This is a genomic window from Gemmatirosa kalamazoonensis (genome assembly GCF_000522985.1).
In the GTDB taxonomy this organism is placed as follows: domain Bacteria; phylum Gemmatimonadota; class Gemmatimonadetes; order Gemmatimonadales; family Gemmatimonadaceae; genus Gemmatirosa; species Gemmatirosa kalamazoonensis.
In genome coordinates this window covers 1,837,763-1,855,265 of record NZ_CP007128.1, presented here as the reverse complement: position 1 = coordinate 1,855,265, position 17,503 = coordinate 1,837,763, and the positions used below count along the sequence as shown (strand labels likewise).

17 protein-coding genes are annotated in these 17,503 nt (G+C 73.1%); 9 read left to right on the top strand and 8 right to left on the bottom strand.

The genetic code is table 11. The annotated features are described in order from the left end of the window. Positions 1-4 precede the first annotated feature (4 nt). Positions 5-1,606, bottom strand: coding sequence for an RNA polymerase sigma factor (locus tag J421_RS08170; protein ID WP_025410690.1), 1,602 nt, complete (start codon positions 1,604-1,606; stop codon positions 5-7). A 214-nt stretch (positions 1,607-1,820) separates the two neighbouring features. Further along, a complete protein-coding gene (locus J421_RS08165; protein WP_025410689.1) occupies positions 1,821-2,597 on the bottom strand; it encodes an alpha/beta hydrolase in 777 nt (258 codons plus the stop codon). Between J421_RS08165 and J421_RS08160 the strand changes: the two genes are divergently transcribed. After that, complete coding sequence (locus J421_RS08160) at positions 2,596-3,204, top strand: arsinothricin resistance N-acetyltransferase ArsN1 family B (RefSeq protein ID WP_201773121.1); 609 nt, start codon at positions 2,596-2,598, stop codon at positions 3,202-3,204. The two genes, J421_RS08165 and J421_RS08160, sit on opposite strands and share 2 nt — an antisense overlap. Here J421_RS08160 and J421_RS08155 read toward each other — a convergent pair. Further along, the gene (locus tag J421_RS08155) at positions 3,194-3,457 is read right to left on the bottom strand and encodes a DUF4242 domain-containing protein (RefSeq protein WP_025410687.1); all 264 of its coding nucleotides are present in this window, start codon (positions 3,455-3,457) and stop codon (positions 3,194-3,196) included. The two genes, J421_RS08160 and J421_RS08155, sit on opposite strands and share 11 nt — an antisense overlap. Positions 3,458-3,603: 146 nt before the next feature. Between J421_RS08155 and J421_RS08150 the strand changes: the two genes are divergently transcribed. After that, positions 3,604-3,999 (top strand): DUF3224 domain-containing protein, encoded by a 396-nt coding sequence (locus J421_RS08150; protein WP_025410686.1) that lies wholly within the window; start codon positions 3,604-3,606, stop codon positions 3,997-3,999. A 175-nt stretch (positions 4,000-4,174) separates the two neighbouring features. Here the strand turns inward: J421_RS08150 and J421_RS34315 are convergent, their stop codons facing one another. Beyond that, on the bottom strand, positions 4,175-4,300 hold the full coding sequence (locus tag J421_RS34315; RefSeq protein WP_260525844.1) for a hypothetical protein: 126 nt from the start codon (positions 4,298-4,300) through the stop codon (positions 4,175-4,177). A gap of 3 nt (positions 4,301-4,303) precedes the next feature. Between J421_RS34315 and J421_RS08145 the strand changes: the two genes are divergently transcribed. From J421_RS08145 to J421_RS08135, 3 genes are read left to right on the top strand one after another with little or no spacing between them, the layout of a single operon-like run. Continuing rightward, positions 4,304-4,741, top strand: a complete 438-nt coding sequence (locus J421_RS08145; RefSeq protein WP_025410685.1) for a hypothetical protein — start codon at positions 4,304-4,306, stop codon at positions 4,739-4,741. Continuing rightward, the gene (locus J421_RS08140; protein ID WP_025410684.1) at positions 4,738-5,811 is read left to right on the top strand and encodes a winged helix DNA-binding domain-containing protein; all 1,074 of its coding nucleotides are present in this window, start codon (positions 4,738-4,740) and stop codon (positions 5,809-5,811) included. Before J421_RS08145 ends, J421_RS08140 begins: the two co-directional genes overlap by 4 nt. 28 nt (positions 5,812-5,839) lie before the next feature. Continuing rightward, on the top strand, positions 5,840-6,034 hold the full coding sequence (locus J421_RS08135) for a hypothetical protein (RefSeq protein ID WP_025410683.1): 195 nt from the start codon (positions 5,840-5,842) through the stop codon (positions 6,032-6,034). A gap of 392 nt (positions 6,035-6,426) precedes the next feature. Here the strand turns inward: J421_RS08135 and J421_RS08125 are convergent, their stop codons facing one another. Beyond that, entirely contained in the window at positions 6,427-7,092 is a 666-nt protein-coding gene (locus J421_RS08125; protein ID WP_025410682.1) for a phosphatase PAP2 family protein, read from the bottom strand. An 18-nt stretch (positions 7,093-7,110) separates the two neighbouring features. After that, on the bottom strand, positions 7,111-7,509 hold the full coding sequence (locus J421_RS34310; protein WP_104023061.1) for a SemiSWEET family sugar transporter: 399 nt from the start codon (positions 7,507-7,509) through the stop codon (positions 7,111-7,113). Here J421_RS34310 and J421_RS33575 point away from each other — a divergent pair. The 4 genes from J421_RS33575 (at position 7,508) to tsaA (ending at position 11,650) form a co-directional block, all read left to right on the top strand. Further along, complete coding sequence (locus tag J421_RS33575; protein ID WP_104022389.1) at positions 7,508-8,038, top strand: hypothetical protein; 531 nt, start codon at positions 7,508-7,510, stop codon at positions 8,036-8,038. The two genes, J421_RS34310 and J421_RS33575, sit on opposite strands and share 2 nt — an antisense overlap. Then, a complete protein-coding gene (locus J421_RS08110) occupies positions 8,035-10,614 on the top strand; it encodes a M14 family zinc carboxypeptidase (protein ID WP_104022388.1) in 2,580 nt (859 codons plus the stop codon). Before J421_RS33575 ends, J421_RS08110 begins: the two co-directional genes overlap by 4 nt. Before the next feature lie 141 nt (positions 10,615-10,755). After that, positions 10,756-11,181, top strand: coding sequence for a hypothetical protein (locus tag J421_RS08105; protein WP_025410680.1), 426 nt, complete (start codon positions 10,756-10,758; stop codon positions 11,179-11,181). A gap of 1 nt (position 11,182) precedes the next feature. Next, a complete protein-coding gene (gene tsaA / locus J421_RS08100) occupies positions 11,183-11,650 on the top strand; it encodes a tRNA (N6-threonylcarbamoyladenosine(37)-N6)-methyltransferase TrmO (RefSeq protein ID WP_025410679.1) in 468 nt (155 codons plus the stop codon). Here the strand turns inward: tsaA and J421_RS08095 are convergent. Together J421_RS08095 and J421_RS08090 are read right to left on the bottom strand one after the other, a co-directional pair. Then, the gene (locus tag J421_RS08095; protein ID WP_025410678.1) at positions 11,625-12,968 is read right to left on the bottom strand and encodes an MFS transporter; all 1,344 of its coding nucleotides are present in this window, start codon (positions 12,966-12,968) and stop codon (positions 11,625-11,627) included. The genes tsaA and J421_RS08095 overlap by 26 nt on opposite strands. 46 nt (positions 12,969-13,014) lie before the next feature. Further along, entirely contained in the window at positions 13,015-17,292 is a 4,278-nt protein-coding gene (locus J421_RS08090; protein ID WP_148306211.1) for a non-ribosomal peptide synthetase, read from the bottom strand. Positions 17,293-17,503: the final 211 nt, after the last annotated feature.

Below are 17,503 nucleotides of genomic sequence, written 5' to 3'. Positions count from 1 at the left end.
TTGGTCAACCCGAGGCGATCACCCGCCCCGACTGCGGATCCCACCGCCACGCCACGTCGTGCCCAACGAGATGCACGCCGCCCCACCACACGTCGATCCCGTGCAGCGCGACCGCGTCGACGCGACCCGCGAGCACCGCACGTCCGTCGTCGGTGAGCTCCGCGGTGCCGCCGTCGAACCAGCGCGGCGTGCCTAACGTCAGCCGGATCAGCGGATGCGGCTCGGCGGCGAGCGCGCGCAGCCGATCGAGGAACGACCAGTCGCCGATGTAGAAGTTCGTCTCTATCGCGTGCAACCGCCGGAACAGCGGGCCCAACGACGTGACGCCGGCGTCGAGCAGCGCGAGGATCTGGCGGTCGGTGCGCGCGAGCCCGTCGCGCGTGCTCGGGAGCTCCGCGAGGTTGCGGCGCAGCGCGGCGGCGAGGAACGGGAGCGACGACGTGTTCTCCTCGTCGACGAAGCGCTCGACGGCGCGCGGGTCGGCGCCCGTGAACGCGCGCCACGCGCGGCGGCCGAGCGCGAGCTGGCGCTGCGTGACGGGCTGCCGGGTGCCTAACAGCGACGCCAGCTCCGCCGGTCCGAGCTCGCCGAGCCCTTTGAAGTCCGGCATCCCCGGCCACGCGCCGATGCAGATGAGCTGCAGGTCCACCGGCGGCGCGTCGGCCGGCCGCTCGTAGAACCACGCGAGGTGACGGATCAGCAGCAGCTGGTCGAACAGGTCGTGCTCCAGCCAGATCACGGTCTCGTCGTACTCCGGCGCCGTCGCGAGCGCGGCGTCCCACCGCTCGCCCATGCCGAGCGCCTCGTCGCGGGTGATGCCGTTCTCGCCGGCCGCGTGGAAGTCGACGCGGATCTCCCGCCACCGCGCCTCACCGACGTCGAACGGCGGCACGGGCCCGTCGTGCAGCACGTGGGCCCACACCGCGAGCGTGCCGGGAACGTCGGACTCCTCGAGCGTCATGCGCACGGAGTCGCCGTTCAGGACGTGGAGGAAGCGCGGCGCGGGGCGCTCGGCGAACGGGTCGTCGGTCGCGGTGAGCGGGGCGAGGGTGGCGCGCAGCCGCTCGCGCGCGCGCGCGACGAGCGAGCGCGCGGTACCGGCCGGCATGCCTAACGAATCGGCGACCCGCGCGAGGCTGACGCCGTCGAGGTGGTAGAGCGAGAGCGGCACGCGGTAGCGCGCGGGAAGCGCATGCACCGCGGCGAGCACACGGGCCGCGAGGTCGTCGCGCTCGAGCCGCTCGTGCGGCCCCGGCGCGAGGTCGGGTACGGCGTCGAGCGGCGCGTCCGGCACGACCAGCCGCCTTTCCAGGCGCGCCGCGCGCAGCCGGTCGACGGCGACGCCGAACACGATCCGCGACAGCCACGCGCCGAAGCGCGCGGGATCGGCGAGCAGGTCGAGGTTCCGGTGGGCGCGCACGAGGGCGTCCTGCGTCGCCTCCTCGGCGTCGTGCGCGTCGCCGACGAGCGACCGGGCGACGGCGCGCGCCGCGCGCTCGTGCCGGCGCACGAGGGTGCCGAACGCCGCGTCGTCGCCGGCGCGCGCACGCTCGACGAGCAGGGCGTCGGTCGGCTCGTGGATCGTGGGAGCGGACGGATTCGACATGGGGTACTGATACGTCGAGATCCGCGGTCGCGGTGCTGCATGCGATGCGGGCCTTCTCGAAACAATGAACCGCAGAGGACGCAGAGGGCCGGAGAGGGCTGCCCCTTCGAACAGCAAAGATCTGGAGATGAAAGGATCCTCAGGATCCAACGATCCGTTCATCCCCGGTGCTTTGCCGTTGATGTTCTCCGCCGCCCTCTGCGGTTCATCGTCGTCAGGCCACGCGCCGCTCGACGCCGAGCGCGGTGCGCAGCCACTCGGCCGCGTCGTCGATGGCGGCGTCGGGGAGGTAGTGGCCGGCGTCCCACCAGCGGAGCGTCTTCGGCTCGGCAGCGGCGTCGAACAGGCGCTGGGCCTGGGCAGGAGTGACGGTGCGGTCGCGCTTTCCGTGGACCATGAGCAGCGGCCGGCCGTCCAGCTTGCGCACGGCGCGCAGCGGGTCGGCGAGCGTGCGCACGAGCTTCTCGAACGGCGTGCCGTCGGGGAGATCGCCGCCGGCGGCGAGCACCAGCGCGCGCACCTTCGACTCCGCCGCGGCGACGAGCACGCCGAGGAACGATCCCATCGAGTAGCCGACGATCGCGAGGCAGCCGGCGTCGATCTCCGGCCGCGCGCCGAGGTAGCCGAGGGCGAGGCGGGCGTCGGCCTGCGCGCTGCGCCATGCCGAGGCGAGCGCCATCGGGTTGCGCATGGCCTGCATCTCCATGCCGCCGCGCCGCTCGCCGTGCAGCGGCAGGTCGATGGCGAGCGAGGCGATCCCGTGGCGGAGCAGCACGCGGCCGATGGAGTCGGCCATCTGCTCCTTGTGCGACGAGTAGCCGTGGAGGAGGAGCACGCCCGGCGCGCGCCGCTCGGCGCTCGCCGCGGGAAGCGACAGGATCGCGGGCACGCGCTCGTCGCGCCGCTCGAGGCCGAAGGCGAGGGTGAGGCGGCGTCCGGCATCGGGGAGGGCGCGCTCGGACCGGACCGACTGTACAATCCGCTGAGCCATGCCGTCGACCGAGGAAAGAAACGCGCCCGCGCTCGTCGTGCCGACGATCCGGCTAGCCGTGCAATCCGACGCCGCACAGATCGCCGCGATCTATCGCCCGGCGGTGACCGACTCGTCCATCTCGTTCGAGGTCGAGCCGCCGGATGGCGCGGAGATGGCGCGGCGGATCGCGCGGACGCTCGCGCGCACGCCGTGGCTCGTGTGCGAGCGCGGCGGCGCGATCGCGGGCTACGCGTACGCGAGCGCGCACCGCGAGCGGGCGGCGTACCGGTGGTCGGTGGACGTGTCCGCGTACGTGCATGCGGACGCGCGGCGCGTGGGGATCGGGCGCGCGCTGTACGCGTCGCTGCTCGCGGTGCTCATGCGGCAGGGGTTCCGCAACGCGTACGCGGGCGTCACGCTGCCTAACGACGCGAGCGTGGCGCTGCACCGCGCGGTGGGATTCACGCCGGTCGGCGTGTACCGCGGCGTGGGCTACAAGCGCGGCGCGTGGCACGACGTGGCGTGGTTCGAGCGGGCGCTCGCGCCGCGCGTGGCCGAACCGTCGGAGCCGGTGCCCCTGCCCGTGCTCGACGCGGACGCGCTGCGGGACGCGCTCAGGGCGTGAGATCCATCGCCTCGACGATGCGCGTGAATGGGATCCCCGCGCGCTCGTTCACGTCGCGCACCGCCTCGGCGTTCGACGCCTCGAACAGACACGTGACGTGCGCCTCGCTCGGGATGTACATGGAGCGGATGTAGCGCACCGGCCGCCCCTCCGCGGTCGATCGCTCGCTCGTCTCGATCGCGGCGCGCTGCGCGCCCGCCAGCTGGTCCATCGTGATCGCGGGCAGGTCGCGTTCGGCAGCGTAGACGGGCATGGAGCACCTCCGTGTGACGGTCGTGTGGTCGCGGCGAGCGAGACACGATGCGCGCGGCGGCTGTGGGTCGCAAGCCGCCGTGGCGACGCGGCTCCGGCCGCGTACGTTCCGGCCTACCACAGATGCGCACCCTTCCGGAGAGGATCGTGACGACACGCGCGACGGGAACGTTCGAGGTGAAGCTCACGCCACAGTCGAGCGACGAGGAGCCGCAGGGCTCGACGCTCGCCCGACTGTCGATCGACAAGCAGTTCCGCGGCGACCTGGAGGCGACGAGCAAGGGCGAGATGCTGAGCGCGGGGACGCGGGTGCAGGGCTCCGCCGGCTACGTCGCGATCGAGCGCGTGACGGGCACGCTGCACGGACGGCGCGGGTCGTTCGTGCTGCAGCACTCGGGCACGATGACGCGCGGCGCGCCGCAGCTCACGGTGCGGGTGGTGCCCGACTCCGGGACGGGCGAGCTCACGGGGATCGCGGGCAGCATGACGATCATCGTCGAGCCGGGGCGGCACGCGTACGAGATGGAGTACACGCTCATTTGACCTCGCACTACGGCGCCCTGCTCGGCGGCTACGCGACGGCGCTCGTCGTCTGGCTCGCGGCGCAGCGCGCAGCGCCCGCGCTCTGGCCGCGGCGCGCCGCGACGTTCGCGCATCCGTGGCGCGAGGCGGCGTGGGCGCTCGCGGCGGCGGTCGCCGTCGTCGCGATCGGGCAGCTCTACGTGCGTGGCGTGCGCCTCCGCGCGTCCGGCGCGCTCGCGCCACTCGGCGAGTCGCTGAACCAGCTCGCGATCTTCTCGCCGATGCTGGCGCTGCTCGCCGCGCGGCGCCAGCCGCTCGCCACGGCGTGGCTGCGGACGATCGGATCCCGGCGCGCACCGCGGTCGGACTGGTGCTCGCCCTGCTCGCGATCGCGGCGTTCACGACCGCGCGACCGATCGGCGGCGCGTGGGGCGCGGTGGTGTCGCGCGTCTACCGGCCGGCGAACCTCGCGATCCTCGCGCAGGTGCTGCTCGAGGACGTGTCGATCGCGATCCTGTTCGTGCGACTGCGCGCCGCGCTCGGCCTGCGCACGACGGTCGCCCTCGTCGCGGTGCTGTTCGCGGCGGGGCACGTGCCGACGCTGCTCGCCACGGGCGCGGCGGCCTCGGAGGTCGCGCGGCTCGCGCTCGACGCGGCGCTCGGCGTCGGCGTGGTGTCGGTGCTCCAGCGCTCGGCCGATGTGTGGTGGTTCTGGCAGGTGCACTTCGCGATGGACATGATGCAGTTCGTGGGGCGCGCGTGACCGCCGACGACGTCGCACGGCGCCGGCTCGCCGCACAGCACCTCGCGCGGCCGCGCCTCGCCGACCCCGCAGCCGTCGTCGCCGCGTTAGGCGCGGTGCAGGCGCAGGACTACCCCGCGGCGAAGTGGGCGCTCGGCCAGCGCACGACGGGCGCGACCGACGCGGACGTGGAGCGCGCGTTCGCCGACGGCGCGATCCTCCGCACGCACGTGCTGCGACCCACGTGGCACTTCGTGGCGCCGACCGACATCCGATGGATGCTCGCGCTCACGGGACCGCGCGTGCACCAGGCGAATGCGGGACGGTACCGCGAGCTGGAGCTCGACGACGCGACGCGCCGCCGAGCGGACGCGGTGCTCGGACGCGCGCTCGCGGACGGGGCACACCGCACGCGCACCGAGCTCGCGGCCGCGCTGCGGCGCGCGCGGATCGATCCGGCGGGCCAGCGCATGGCACACCTGCTGATGCACGCGGAGCTGAACGCCGTGATCTGCAGCGGCGCGCGGCGCGGCAAGCAGTTCACCTACGCGCTGCTCGACACGCGCGCTCCGGGCGCGGCGCGGGCACTCGACCGCGATGAGGCGCTCGCGCGGCTCGCGACGCTGTACTTCGGTGCGCGCGGGCCGGCGACGGCGCACGACTTCGCGTGGTGGTCGGGCCTAACGATCGCCGACGCGCGGCGGGGGGCCGGCGCGGCCGGTCTCGCGGCAGAGCTCATCGACGGCCGCACGCACTGGATGTCGGACGCGCCGATGACGCGCGCGACGCGACGCCCCACGGCGCACCTGCTCCCGAACTACGACGAGCTCTTCGTCGGCTTCCGCGACCGCAGCGCGGCGCTGGACCGCGTCGCGTCCGTCGCGCGCGCGGCGGCGACGACCTCGGTGATGCGGCACGTGGTGGAGATCGGCGGGGAGATCGTCGGCGGGTGGACGCGCACGCTCGGCCGATCGGCGGTCGTCGTCGCGCTGGACCTGCTCGCGCCGCTCACGGACGCGGAGCGCGGCGCGGTGGAGGCGGCGGTGCGGCGCTACGGCACGTTCCTCGGCCAGCGGGCGGTCGTCGCGTAGGCCCGGCGTCGCGCTCATATTGCGCGCGATGAGCGAGCAACCGGATCTCGACGCGTTCGACGCGCAGGCGGCGCGTCTGGCAGCGCACATCGCGGCCGCGGAGGCGGCGGGCGAGGCGGTGCCGGAGGAAGCGCGGGCGATGCTGGCATCGCTGCAGGAGCTGGCGCGCGCGGTGGAGGGGCTGCGGCAGAGTCTGGGCGAGGAACAGCGGAAGGATGCCTAACAGCTGACGGCGGGACGATGCCTAATACCTGACGGCGGGACGATCGACGGCGGGACGACCGACGGCGGGACGATCATCTGCGGGACGATCAACCGCGGGACGTTCAACCGTGGGACGATCCACCGTGGGACGATCCACCGTGGGACGATCAACCGCGGGCGCGGTCCCTAGGTCCTAGGGGGGCTCCCCCCCTTCGCCCAAGGTGCTATTCGCCGAACAAGCGGCGGTACCAATCCGACGCCGACCGGGTCCCTCTGAACGCGCCGGGTTCCCGCCGTAGATCGTCCCGCCGTGGGTCGTCCCGCCGTAGATCGTCCCGCAGATGATCGTCCCGCCGTCGATCGTCCCGCCCTCGATCGTCCCGCCGTCAGGTTTTAGGCATCGTCCCGCCGTCAGCCCTTCCGCCGCTCGTCGTACCAGATCGCCCCGGCCGCCGCCGCGGCCACGCCGAGCCCGAGCCCGCCCACCACGTCCGTCGTCCAGTGCCGCCCCCGCTTCACGCGGGCGAGCCCCGCCGCGGCGGCGAGCCCGATCGCGACCGGATACGTCACCGCGCCCGGCGCGACCCGATCGCGCGCCGCGACGTGGGCGAGTGTGCCGAACAGCGCCGCGGCGCGCGCGGCGTGGCCGCTCGGGAAGCTCGGCGTGCGCTTGCCGGCGAGCCGCGCGAGGAGCGGCCGTGGGCGGTCGACGGCGAGACGGAGCGCGCGGTGCGCCGCGTGCACGCCGAACGTGCTCGCGACGAGCGCGAGCGCCGCGGCGCCGTGCCGACGCCCGAGGAGGAGCGCGACGGCGGCGGCCACGGCGAGGCTCTCCTCGCGGCCCGCGAGCGCGTCGAGCAGCCGCTCCACCGGCGACGGGCGTCCGCGCGGGCGCCCGCCACGCAGGCGTCGGCCGAGCGGCACGTCGAGCGCGCGGCCGTCGTCGCCACGCAGCACGGTGAGCGCGCCGGTCGCTGCCACCGTCGCGAGGCCCGCGCCGAGCGCGCCGAGCAGCGCGCGCGAGATGCGCGGCGGGAGGTATTCGATGTCGGAGAGCGCGGCGGTGCTGAGCGGCATGGTGGCGTTAGGCAGTCGTCAGCGGAAGCGGATCTTGGCCGCGAGGATCGCGACGTTGAGGACCCCGCACCCCACGTTCGTCGCGATCACGGGCCACTGCGACGAGAGCGCGCCGTAGGTGATCCACAGCGCGGCCGCGGTCACGAGCAATCCGAACATGCCGTACGAGAGGTCCTTCGTCTCCTTCGTCCTCCACGTACGGACGACCTGTGGCACGTACGACGCGACGGTCAGGAAGCCGGCGGCGTATCCGACGTAGGCAGCGAGGATGGTGGACCTCCGGAGTGTGGTTAGGCGCTGGGGCGGGCCGGGACAGTGCAACCGGCGGGCCCCGGGCGACGAGCGCCCAGCGGAACCCGCGCGGCCCGCGTTGTACCTTTCGGACGCCTCCGTCTCCCCCTTCCCGTCCCCATCCATGCCGCGCACCGCCGCCCCGCTCGGCCTCCTGCTCGCCCTGCCCCTGTCCCTCGCGGCACAGGGCCCGTCGTCCGCCGCCGAGCGGCGCGACGTCCCGCTCGCGACCACCGTCAGCACGTCGCCGACGAAGCCGGGCCGCGCCGCGGACCAGCCGATCGACACGCTCTACACGCGGAAGATCCGCGAGTACACGACCGAGTCGTTCTTCCTCTCGCCGCTCGTCGACTACCTCCCCGCGTCGCCAACGGTGCCGACGCCGATGGCGGTCCTCGGCGACATCGCCGGCGCGCGCAACAACCTCCCGTACTCGAAGGAGGTGTACGCGTACATGCGGCTGCTGGCGAGCAAGAGCCCGCGCGTGAAGGTGTTCTCCATCGGCACCACCGAGGAGGGGCGCGAGATGATCGCCGTCGCCGTCGCCTCCGAGGAGCTGATGGCGAAGCTCGACGAGAACCGCGCCAAGCTCGCACAGCTCGCCGACCCGCGCACGTTAGGCATGGACGACGCGCGCGCGCCGAGCGGATCGTGAGCGACGTGGCGCCGGTGTACTACGTCACCGGCACCATCCACTCCACCGAGAGCGGCGCGCCGACCGCGCTCATGGAGCTCGCGTACCGGCTCGCCGTGGACGAGAGCCCGTACGTGAAGAACATCCGCGACCACGTCGTCACGCTCATCACGCCGATCGTCGAGGTGGACGGGCGCGACCGCATGGTGGACCTGTTCCGCTGGCACATGGCCCACCCGAACGATACGTGGCCGAACCTGCTGTACTGGGGCCACTACGTCGCGCACGACAACAACCGCGACGCGATGGCGATGACGCTCAAGCTGTCGCAGAACGTGATGAACACGTTCGTCGGGTGGAAGGCGCAGGTGCTGCACGACCTCCACGAGTCGGGCTCGTTCCTCTACGACAACACCGTCGGCGACGGCCCGTACAACGCGTGGCTCGACCCGCTGCTCACGAACGAGTGGCAGATGCTCGGCTGGAACAACGTGCAGGAGATGACCCGGCTCGGCATGCCCGGCGTCTACACGCACGGCAACTTCGACACGTGGTCGCCGGGCTACCTCATGTTCATGGCGGCGACGCACAACGGCATCAGCCGCCTGTACGAGACGTTCGGCAACGGCGGCACCGCGGAGACGGTGGAGCGCACGCTGTCGCCCGACGAGACGGCGCGCACGTGGTTCCGCCAGAACCCGCCGCTGCCGCACGTCATGTGGTCGCTCCGCAACAACAACAACTACGAGCAGACCGGCCTCCTCGTCTCGCTCTCCTACTTCGCGAACAATCGGCAGCAGTTCCTGCAGAACTTCTGGGAGAAGAGCAAGCGCTCGATCGCGAAGGCGCGCACCGAGGGGCCAGCGGCGTACGTCCTGCCGGCCGACGAGCGGCGCCCCGGCGCGCAGGCCGAGCTCCTTCGCGTGATGCAGAAGCAGCACGTCGAGATCACGCGCGCGACGGCGCCGTTCACTGTGGCCGTACCGACAAGGCGTGCCGCACGCGGAGCGGGGAGCGTGGAGCGGGGAGCTGGGAGCGACAGCGGTCGCTCCGCGCTCTCCGCTCCACGCTCCGCGCTCGCTCGATCGACGGAGACGCGTGAGTTTCCCGCGGGGAGCTACATCATTCGGATGGACCAGCCGTACAGCCGCATCGCCGACGCGCTGCTCGACTACCAGTACTGGAGCCCGAACGACCCGCAGAAGACGCCGTACGACGACACCGGGTGGACGTTCCCGGAGGGGTTCGCCGTCGCAACGGTGCGGGTGACCGATCCCAGGGTGCTCGACGTGCCGGCGACGCCGGTGACCGACACGGTGCGCGCGACGGGTGGCGTGACGGGCGCCGGCCCCGTGGTGGCGATCGACGCGAACGGCGACGTCGCGCTCGCGACACTGCGCTACAAGCTCAAGGGCGCTGACATCCAGGCGGCCGAGGAGCCGTTCGAGAGCGGCGGCAAGCGGTTCGCGCGCGGGGCGTTCCTGGTGCGCAACGTGGCGGGCGCGGATCTCGACCGCGCGCTGCAGACGTTAGGCCTCCGCGGCACGGCGCTCGCCTCCGCGCCCGACGTCAAGACGCACGCGGTGCGCGCGGCGCGCGTGGCGATCCTGCACACGTGGATCTCGACGCAGACCGAAGGGTGGTGGCGGCAGGCGTTCGACGCGCACGAGATCCCGTACGACTACATCTCGACGCAGGAGATCGCGAAGACGCCGAACCTCGCCGCGAAGTACGACGTGATCCTGTTCCCGCCGGCCGGCGGCAGCGGGCAGCAGATCATCGACGGGCTCCCGATGTGGCGCAACCCGATGCCGTGGAAGGTCACGCCGGAGACGCCGAACCTCACCGCGTTCGCGCAGACCGACGACATCCGCCCGGGGCTCGGCTGGCAGGGGATGGCGAACCTGCAGACGTTCGTGCAGAACGGCGGCGTGCTCGTGACGTCGGTGAACACGGCCGACTTCGCGACGCAGTACGGCCTCGCGCAGGGCGTGACGATGAACCACCCGCGTCGCGGCACGGTCACGGGCAGCCTGCTGCGCACGCGGCTCGTCGACGACGCGAGCCCGATCACGTACGGCGTCGCCGACGGCCTGGCGGTGTACAGCGACGCCGGCGAGAGCTTCACGGTGTCGAACGGGCGCGGTGGACGCGGCGGCCGGTTCGCGGGGCTGGGTGGCCAGCGCGAGACGGGCCGCGGCACCGCCGACGATCCGGACGTGCCGCAGGGGCGTCCGACGCTCGACGCGCGCAACGCGGCGCCGACGCCGGAGCGTACGGAGCCGTGGCAGGGCGGCACGGTGACGGGCGACATGCTCCGCAACCCGACGTACCTCATCCCGCCCGACCAGCGCCCGCGCGTCGCGCTCCGCTTCAGCGAGCAGCGCGACCTGCTCGCCTCCGGCCTGCTCGACGGCGGCAGCGACATCGCGCAGCGGCCGGCGGTCGTCGACGTGCCGGTGCGGAAGGGGCACGTGGTGCTGTTCGCGAACAACCCCGTCTACCGCGGCGAGACGATCGGCAGCTACCCGCTCGTGCTGAACGCGATGCTGCACTGGGACAACCTGAACGCGGGGCGGAAGCTGGATCCGCGCTGACAGGAACGAACGACACCTCTGAGGTTTTGACAGGATGAACAGAATGAACAGGATGAAAGCCGACTCCGCGACTCTTGTTGGTGTTCATCCTGTTCATTCCGTTCATCCTGTCGAAGCAGAACAGCGACAGGTCCTGTCGACGTGACCACGCAGCCCGGGCGCTACCGCCAGCTCGATGCGTCCGAGATCGACGCCACGCTGCGACGGCTCCGCGACCGCGTCGCCGAGCGCTTCCCGGACTCCGAGCTCGGTGAGGTGAGCGCGGAGCTCGTCGCGCTCGCGGAGGAGGTGGGGGTGGCGCGCGAGGACACCGCCGCGTCGCCGGTGCGCACCATGACGCCGCCGGAGCTCGGACGCTACCTCGACTACTGCAGCGAGCTGCTGTCGCTCACGAGCAAGCTCGCCGCGCTGTTCGTGCAGCACTTCACGGACCCGGTCGTGTTGGGCGCGGTGAACGAGATCGAGACGCTCGTCACCGGTCTCTCGGGAAAGATCTGGCAGAAGATCGAGATGCTCGAGCGCGTCGTCGCGCGCGAGGCCGGGCGGCCCGCCGGCGCGGAGGCCTGAGGTGGATCCGGTCGCGCTTCGGCCGATCGGCACGGTCCGCAGCCCCTACACGGACACGTCGCAGATCCCCAAGGGCCCCGGCGCGAAGCACGACGCGGTGGGTGTGCTGGAGATCCTGCCGGAGTTCGCGGCGGGCCTCCTGGACATCGAGGGCTTCTCCCACCTCTACGTGCTCTGGATCTTCCACCGTGCCGAGGGCTACGACCTCGTCGGGCGGCCGCCGGTGGACGACCGCGAGCATGGTGTGTTCGCGACCCGCTCTCCGCGGCGACCGAATCCGTTAGGCCTCACGGTCGTCGAGCTGCTCGGCCGCGACGGCGACCGGCTCCGCGTGCGCGGCGTGGACATGCTCGACGGCACGCCGGTCGTCGACATCAAGCCGTACCTGAGCAGCGTGCCGGCGGCGCAGCTCCGCCGCGGTTGGCTGGCCGAGGTGGAGGGGCCTAACGCTCGGCGGCCGACGTCCTGAACCGCCGCCGCAGCACGAGGCACAGCGCCGCCGCGACGAGCGACGGGACCGCCAGGAGGAGGAACGCCGCGGTCGTGCCGCCCGTCGCGTCCTTGAACCGGCCGATGAGGTAGGGCCCGACGAGCCCGCCGAGGTTGCCGAACGAGTTGATGAACGCGATCGCCGCCGCGGCCGCGCTGCCGCGCAGGATCGTGCTCGGCAGGCACCAGAACACGACGACGAACGTCTGGTCGCCGATCAGCACGAGCGCGAGCGACGCCACGCGCGCCGCGGGCCACGGCAGCAGCGCGGCGCCGAGGTAGCCGAGCCCCATCACGCTCAGCGACCCGATCATGTGCCGCCAGCGGTCGCCGGTGCGATCGGAGCTCGCGCCGACGGCGAGGATCGCGAGCGCCGCCGCACACCCCATCGCGCCGGTGATGAGCCCCGTCGCGACCGGGCTGGCGTGCAGCGCGTCGCGCACGACGAGCGGCGACCAGTACAGGTAGCCCCAGAACCCGACCGCGGGGAGGAAGTACATCACCGCCGCGAGCAGCACCGTCGGCTGCGCGAGCGCGCGGAGCGGGGCGCCGTGCTCGGTGCCGCGCGGCGCGGCGCTCGCGTCCTCGTCGCGCCGGATGCGCGCCGCGAGCCAGTCGCGCTGCCCGGCGGAGAGCCACCGCGCGTCCGCGGGCCGGTCGGTGAGGAGGCGCAGCGTGGCGAGGCCGAGTCCCACCGACGCGATCCCCTCGAGCAGGAAGAGCCACTGCCACCCGCGCAGCCCCAGCACGCGATCGAAGCCGAGCAGCCAGCCGCCTAACGGGTTGCCGACGAGCGCGGCGATCGGCACGGCGACGATGAAGCGCGAGTACGACCGCGCGCGCAGCGACGCCGGGTACCACAGGCTCAGGTAGTAGATGATCCCCGGGAAGAACCCCGCCTCGGCGGCGCCGAGCAGGAAGCGGAGCGCGGCGAACTGCGTCCCCGTGCGCACGAACGCGAGCGCCGCCGCGACGAGCCCCCACGTGATGACGATGCGCGCGATCCACCGGCGCGCGCCGAATCGCGCGAGCGCGAGGTTGCTCGGCACCTCGAACAGCGCGTAGCCGACGAAGAAGATCCCCGCGCCGAAGCCGTACGCGCTCGCGCTGAGCCCGAGGTCGCCGTTCATCTGCAGCGCCGCGATGCCGATGTTCGCGCGGTCGACGTAGTTGCAGACGAACAGCACGAGCAGGAACGGCAGGATCCGCATGCTGACGCGCCGCATGGTCGCGCGGGCGAGCGCGGTGTCGTCGTGGAGCACGACGACGTCGGCCGGTGTGGGGATCGTCGTGCTCACGACGCGCGCCCACGCGAACGCCGATGCCCCGCCGCCGGCTCGAACGTCACGCCGCGTCGTCTCTCGCCCGCCGCGCCTCGTCCCGCGCGAGCGCCGCGAGGAACTCCCGCGCGGTGCCGGTCACGAGCGGCGGCTTGAGCCCCGACGTGTGCCCTCCGGGCACGTCGATCACCTCCAGCGCCGCGGCCATCCCGCCCCACCCGTTCGCCGCATCCTCGACGATGCCCGCGGGACGGATCGCCGCGCGGAAGTACGTGAGCTTTCCGGGATAGAAGCGCGGCGCGTAGTCGCGGAAGATGCGCCGCGTGGCGAGCCGGAACCGCGTGAGGTTCACGGGCATCTTGAAGTCGCGCGGCGGGCTGCGGTGCTCCCACCGCCAGTACAGGTAATTGCGGCGCGTGTTGAGGTACCAGAAGTGCGCCGTGTCGCGGATCTTCCACAGGAGGACGCGGGCCGCGCGGAAGCGCGTCCGCTCCTGCCCCGGCGCCGGCGGGTCCACGACAAGCATGCGGCGCAGCCGGGTCAGCTGGATGCCGCCGTGCTCGAGGAGGAAGCTCACGACGCGCCCGTACCGCGTGTAGTTCGGGTAGCCCGGTCCGTAGGTGTCGTACATCGCGAGCATGCGCACCTCCTCGCCGAGCGCCAGCATGCGCTGCGCGATCTCGAGCGCGATGACACCGCCGAGCGACACGCCGAAGAAGATGTACGGGCCGTGGGGTCGCACCTTCCGGATCTCGTCGACGTAGTAGTCGATCATCTCGTCGACGCTCTCCTGCACTTCCTGGTCGCCCCAGTTGCCTAACGCCTGGATCCCGTACACCGGGTGGCGGTCGCCGACGAGCTTCGCGAAGTACTGGTAGAACAGCGCGTGCCCGGAGTGCGGGTGCGCGCAGAAGATCGGCACACCGGTGCCGGGCGTGTTGAACGAGACGATGCACTGCCACGCGTCGACTCGCGCCGACTCGCGCAGCAGCGCCGCGTGCTGCGCCACCGTGTCGTGGGTCAGCATCGCCGCCAGCTGGATCGGCCGACCGAACTCCTTGCCGATGCGCGTGAAGACCTTGAGCGCGGCGAGCGAGTGGCCGCCCACCTCGTTGAAGTGGTCGGTCACGCCGATGTCGCGCGCGCCCAACACGTCCTTCCAGATCGCGAGCACGCGCGCCTCGGTCTCGTCGCGCGGGGCCACCGGTCCGCCGCGCGACGCCTCGCGCCGCGGCGCGGGGAGCGCCTTGCGATCGAGCTTCCCCGACGGCGTGAGCGGCAGCGCGTCGAGCGCGACGAACACCGGCGGCACCATGTACGCCGGCAGCGACCGCTCGAGGTGCGCACGCAGCTCCGCGGCCGTCGGCGCGTCGCCCTCGACGGGGACGTAGTACGCCACGAGCCGCGGGTCGACGCCCGGATCGGTGCGCAGCATCACCGCGCCGTCGCGCACCCGTCCGCTCGCCATGAGCGCCGCCTCGATCTCGCCGAGCTCGATGCGGAACCCGCGCAGCTTCACCTGGAAGTCGAGCCGCCCGAGGTAGTCGATCGTCCCGTCGGCGAGCCAGCGGGCGCGGTCGCCGGTGCGATACAGTCGCGGGCCCTCCACGCTCGACGCTCCACGCTCCACGCTCGCTCCGATGGACGCGGAAGCGAGCGTGGAGCGTGGAGCGTGGAGCGTGGAAGACGCGAAGGGGTCGTGCACGAACCGCTCCGCCGTCAGCTCCGGCCGGTTGTGATACCCGGCGCCGACCTGCACGCCGCCGATGTACAGCTCCCCCGGCACGCCGATCGGCACCGGCCGCATCCGCGCGTCGAGCACGTAGATGCGCGTGTTCGCGAGCGGGCGGCCGACCGGCACCATGCGCCGCGGATCGGCGCGCACGCAGTCCCAGTACGTCGCCTCCACCGCGCACTCCGTGGGGCCGTACAGGTTGTAGAGGTGCGCGTGCGGGTGCTGCGCGAAGAACCGCTCCTGCAGATCGTACGGCAGCGCCTCGCCGGAGCACGTCACGTTGCGCAGCGACGTCGCCGCCGCCGCCGCGTCGCTCTCCAGGAACGCGCGCAGCATCGAGGGCACGATGTACATCACCGTGACGCGCTGCTCGCCGATCAGCCGCGCGAGGTACGACGGATCCTTGTGCCCGCCAGGCTCCGCGAGCACCAGCCGCGCGCCAGCCAAGAGCGGCACGTACAGCTCCGGCACCGACAGGTCGAAGCTCACCGGCGTCTTCTGGATCACCGCGTCGTCGGCCGAGAGCGCGTACTCGCGCTGCATCCAGTCGAGGAAGTTGACGACACCGCGATTGCGGTTCATCGCCCCCTTCGGCCGGCCGGTGGATCCCGACGTGTAGATCATGTACGCCAGGTCGTCGGGCCCCGGCGGCGTGGGCGCCGGCGCGCGCTCGGCCTCGGCCACGATCGCGTCCCAGTCGCGGTCGACGCACAGCACGGCGGCGGCGCCGGTACCGTTAGGCAGCGCGGCGAGCGTGTCGTCGGCGACGCGCGCCTGCGCGAGCAGCACGGGGCACGCCGAGTCCTCGATCATGAACGCGAGGCGCTCGGCGGGATACTCGGGGTCGAGCGGGACGTACGCGCCGCCCGACTTCAGCACGCCGAGGAACGCCACCATGAGATCGATCGAGCGCTCCATGCACACGCCCACCATCACGCCCCGCCTCACGCCGCGCGCGGCGAGGGCGCGGGCGAGCGTCGCGGCGCGCGCGTCGAGCTCCGCGTACGTCATGGTGCGGTCGCCGGCGACGAGCGCCACGGCGTCCGGCGTGCGCGCGGCCTGCGCCGCGAGCCGCTCGGCGAGCACCGGCGCCGCCGCGGGCGCCGCGACGTCCGTGCGATTCCACGCGACGACGAGCTCCTCGCGCTCGGCGGGCGTCATCATCTCCAGCTCGGCGAGCGGCCGGTCGCCCTTCGCCACCATCTCGCGCAGCAGCGTCGCGAGGTGGCCGAGCATCCGCTCGATCGCCGCGTCGGCGAACCGCGCCCGGTAGTACTCGATCCGCAGCAGCAGCGCCGCCTCCCCGTAGCCGCGCACGCTGAGCGGGAACGTCGTCTGCTCGCGGAAGTAGAAGCCCCGGCACCGCGCCGGGTCCAGCCGCTCGAAGCTCGTCGTCTGCCGCTCGTTCTCGTAGACCAGGATCGTGTCGAACAGCGGCGTGCTGCTCGGCACCGCGCTCGCCGCCTGCACCGCGGGGAGCGGCGTGTGCTCCGCCACGCGCACCGCCACCTGCGACGCCCGGATGCCGCGCAGCCACGCGACCACGGGCTGCTCGGCGGGGATGCGCACGCGCACGGGCAGCGTGTTGATGAACAGCCCCACCATGTCGCGCACCGCCGGGTCGCCGTCGAGCGGCGTGCGGCGGCAGGCGCGCGTCGCGCCGAAGACGACGTCCTCGGCCCCCGTGTAGCGCGCCAGCAGCAGCGCCCACGCGCCCTGCACCAGCGTGTTCAGCGTCAGCTCGTGCCGCGCGGCGAACGCCTTCAGCGCGTCCGTATCCTCGACCGACAGCGCGAGCGCGCGGTCGGTGTACGCCGGCGCCTCGGCGTCGGGGTCGGGCGCCGGCGCCGGGAGGTCGGGGAAGACCGGCTCCGCATAGCCGCGCAGCGCCTCCGCCCAGTACGCGGCCGCCGGCGCGGGGTCCTGCCGGTCGAGCCAGTCGATGAACTCGCGGTATGCGCGCGGCGCGGGCGGCGCGGGCGGCGCGGGCGGCGCGGGTGCTGTGGGCGGCGCGGGCTCCTCGCCGGCTTCCAGCGCGTGGTAGGTCGCGAGGACCTCGCGCAGCACGATGATGAAGCTGCGCCCGTCGAGGATGATGTGCGGGAAGCTCCACACGAACTCGTGCCGATCGGCCGCGCTGCGGAAGAGCGCGAGCCGGAACAGCGGCAGCGCGTCGAGCCGGAAGCCCGCGCGGCGGTCGGCCGCGAGGTACGCCGCCACGCGCCGGCGCTGCGCGGCGGCGTCGAGCGCGCGCACGTCCTCCACGTGCACGGCGAGCGGCGCCGCGTCGACGCCGTCCACGCCGTCGACGCCGTCGACGACCTCCTGCCGCGGGGCGTCGACGTCCTCCCAGCGGAAGCGCGTGCGGAGCGCGGCGTGGCGCGCCGTGACCCGCTCCCACGCGCGGAGGAACCGCGCCACGTCCACGCCGTGCAGCGTGCAGCCGATCTGCTCGAGGTCGACCCCCGCCTCCGGTGCCCGCAGCCAGTGGTACAGCATCCCCTGCTGCAGCGGCGACAGCCCGTACGCGTCCACGACGCGCCCGACGTGCCCGTGCAGGGTGCGCCCGTCCGGCGCGCTCGACTCGACGGTCTCGGTGCTCGACACGGTCACTCCTTCGGGCTGACGGACCGCGCGCGCTGGACGCTCCGGATCGCGGTGGCCGGGCGCGCGGCATCGGCGCCGACGGTCGGGACGTGGGTCATCGCGGAAGAGAGGGGGCGCGGCCGGTGAGCGCACGGCGGCGCGGGCTCGGCGCGGCGCTCGGCCGCGGCGGCAGGTACGGGTGCGGCGGAGGCAGTATGCCGCCCCCGGGCAG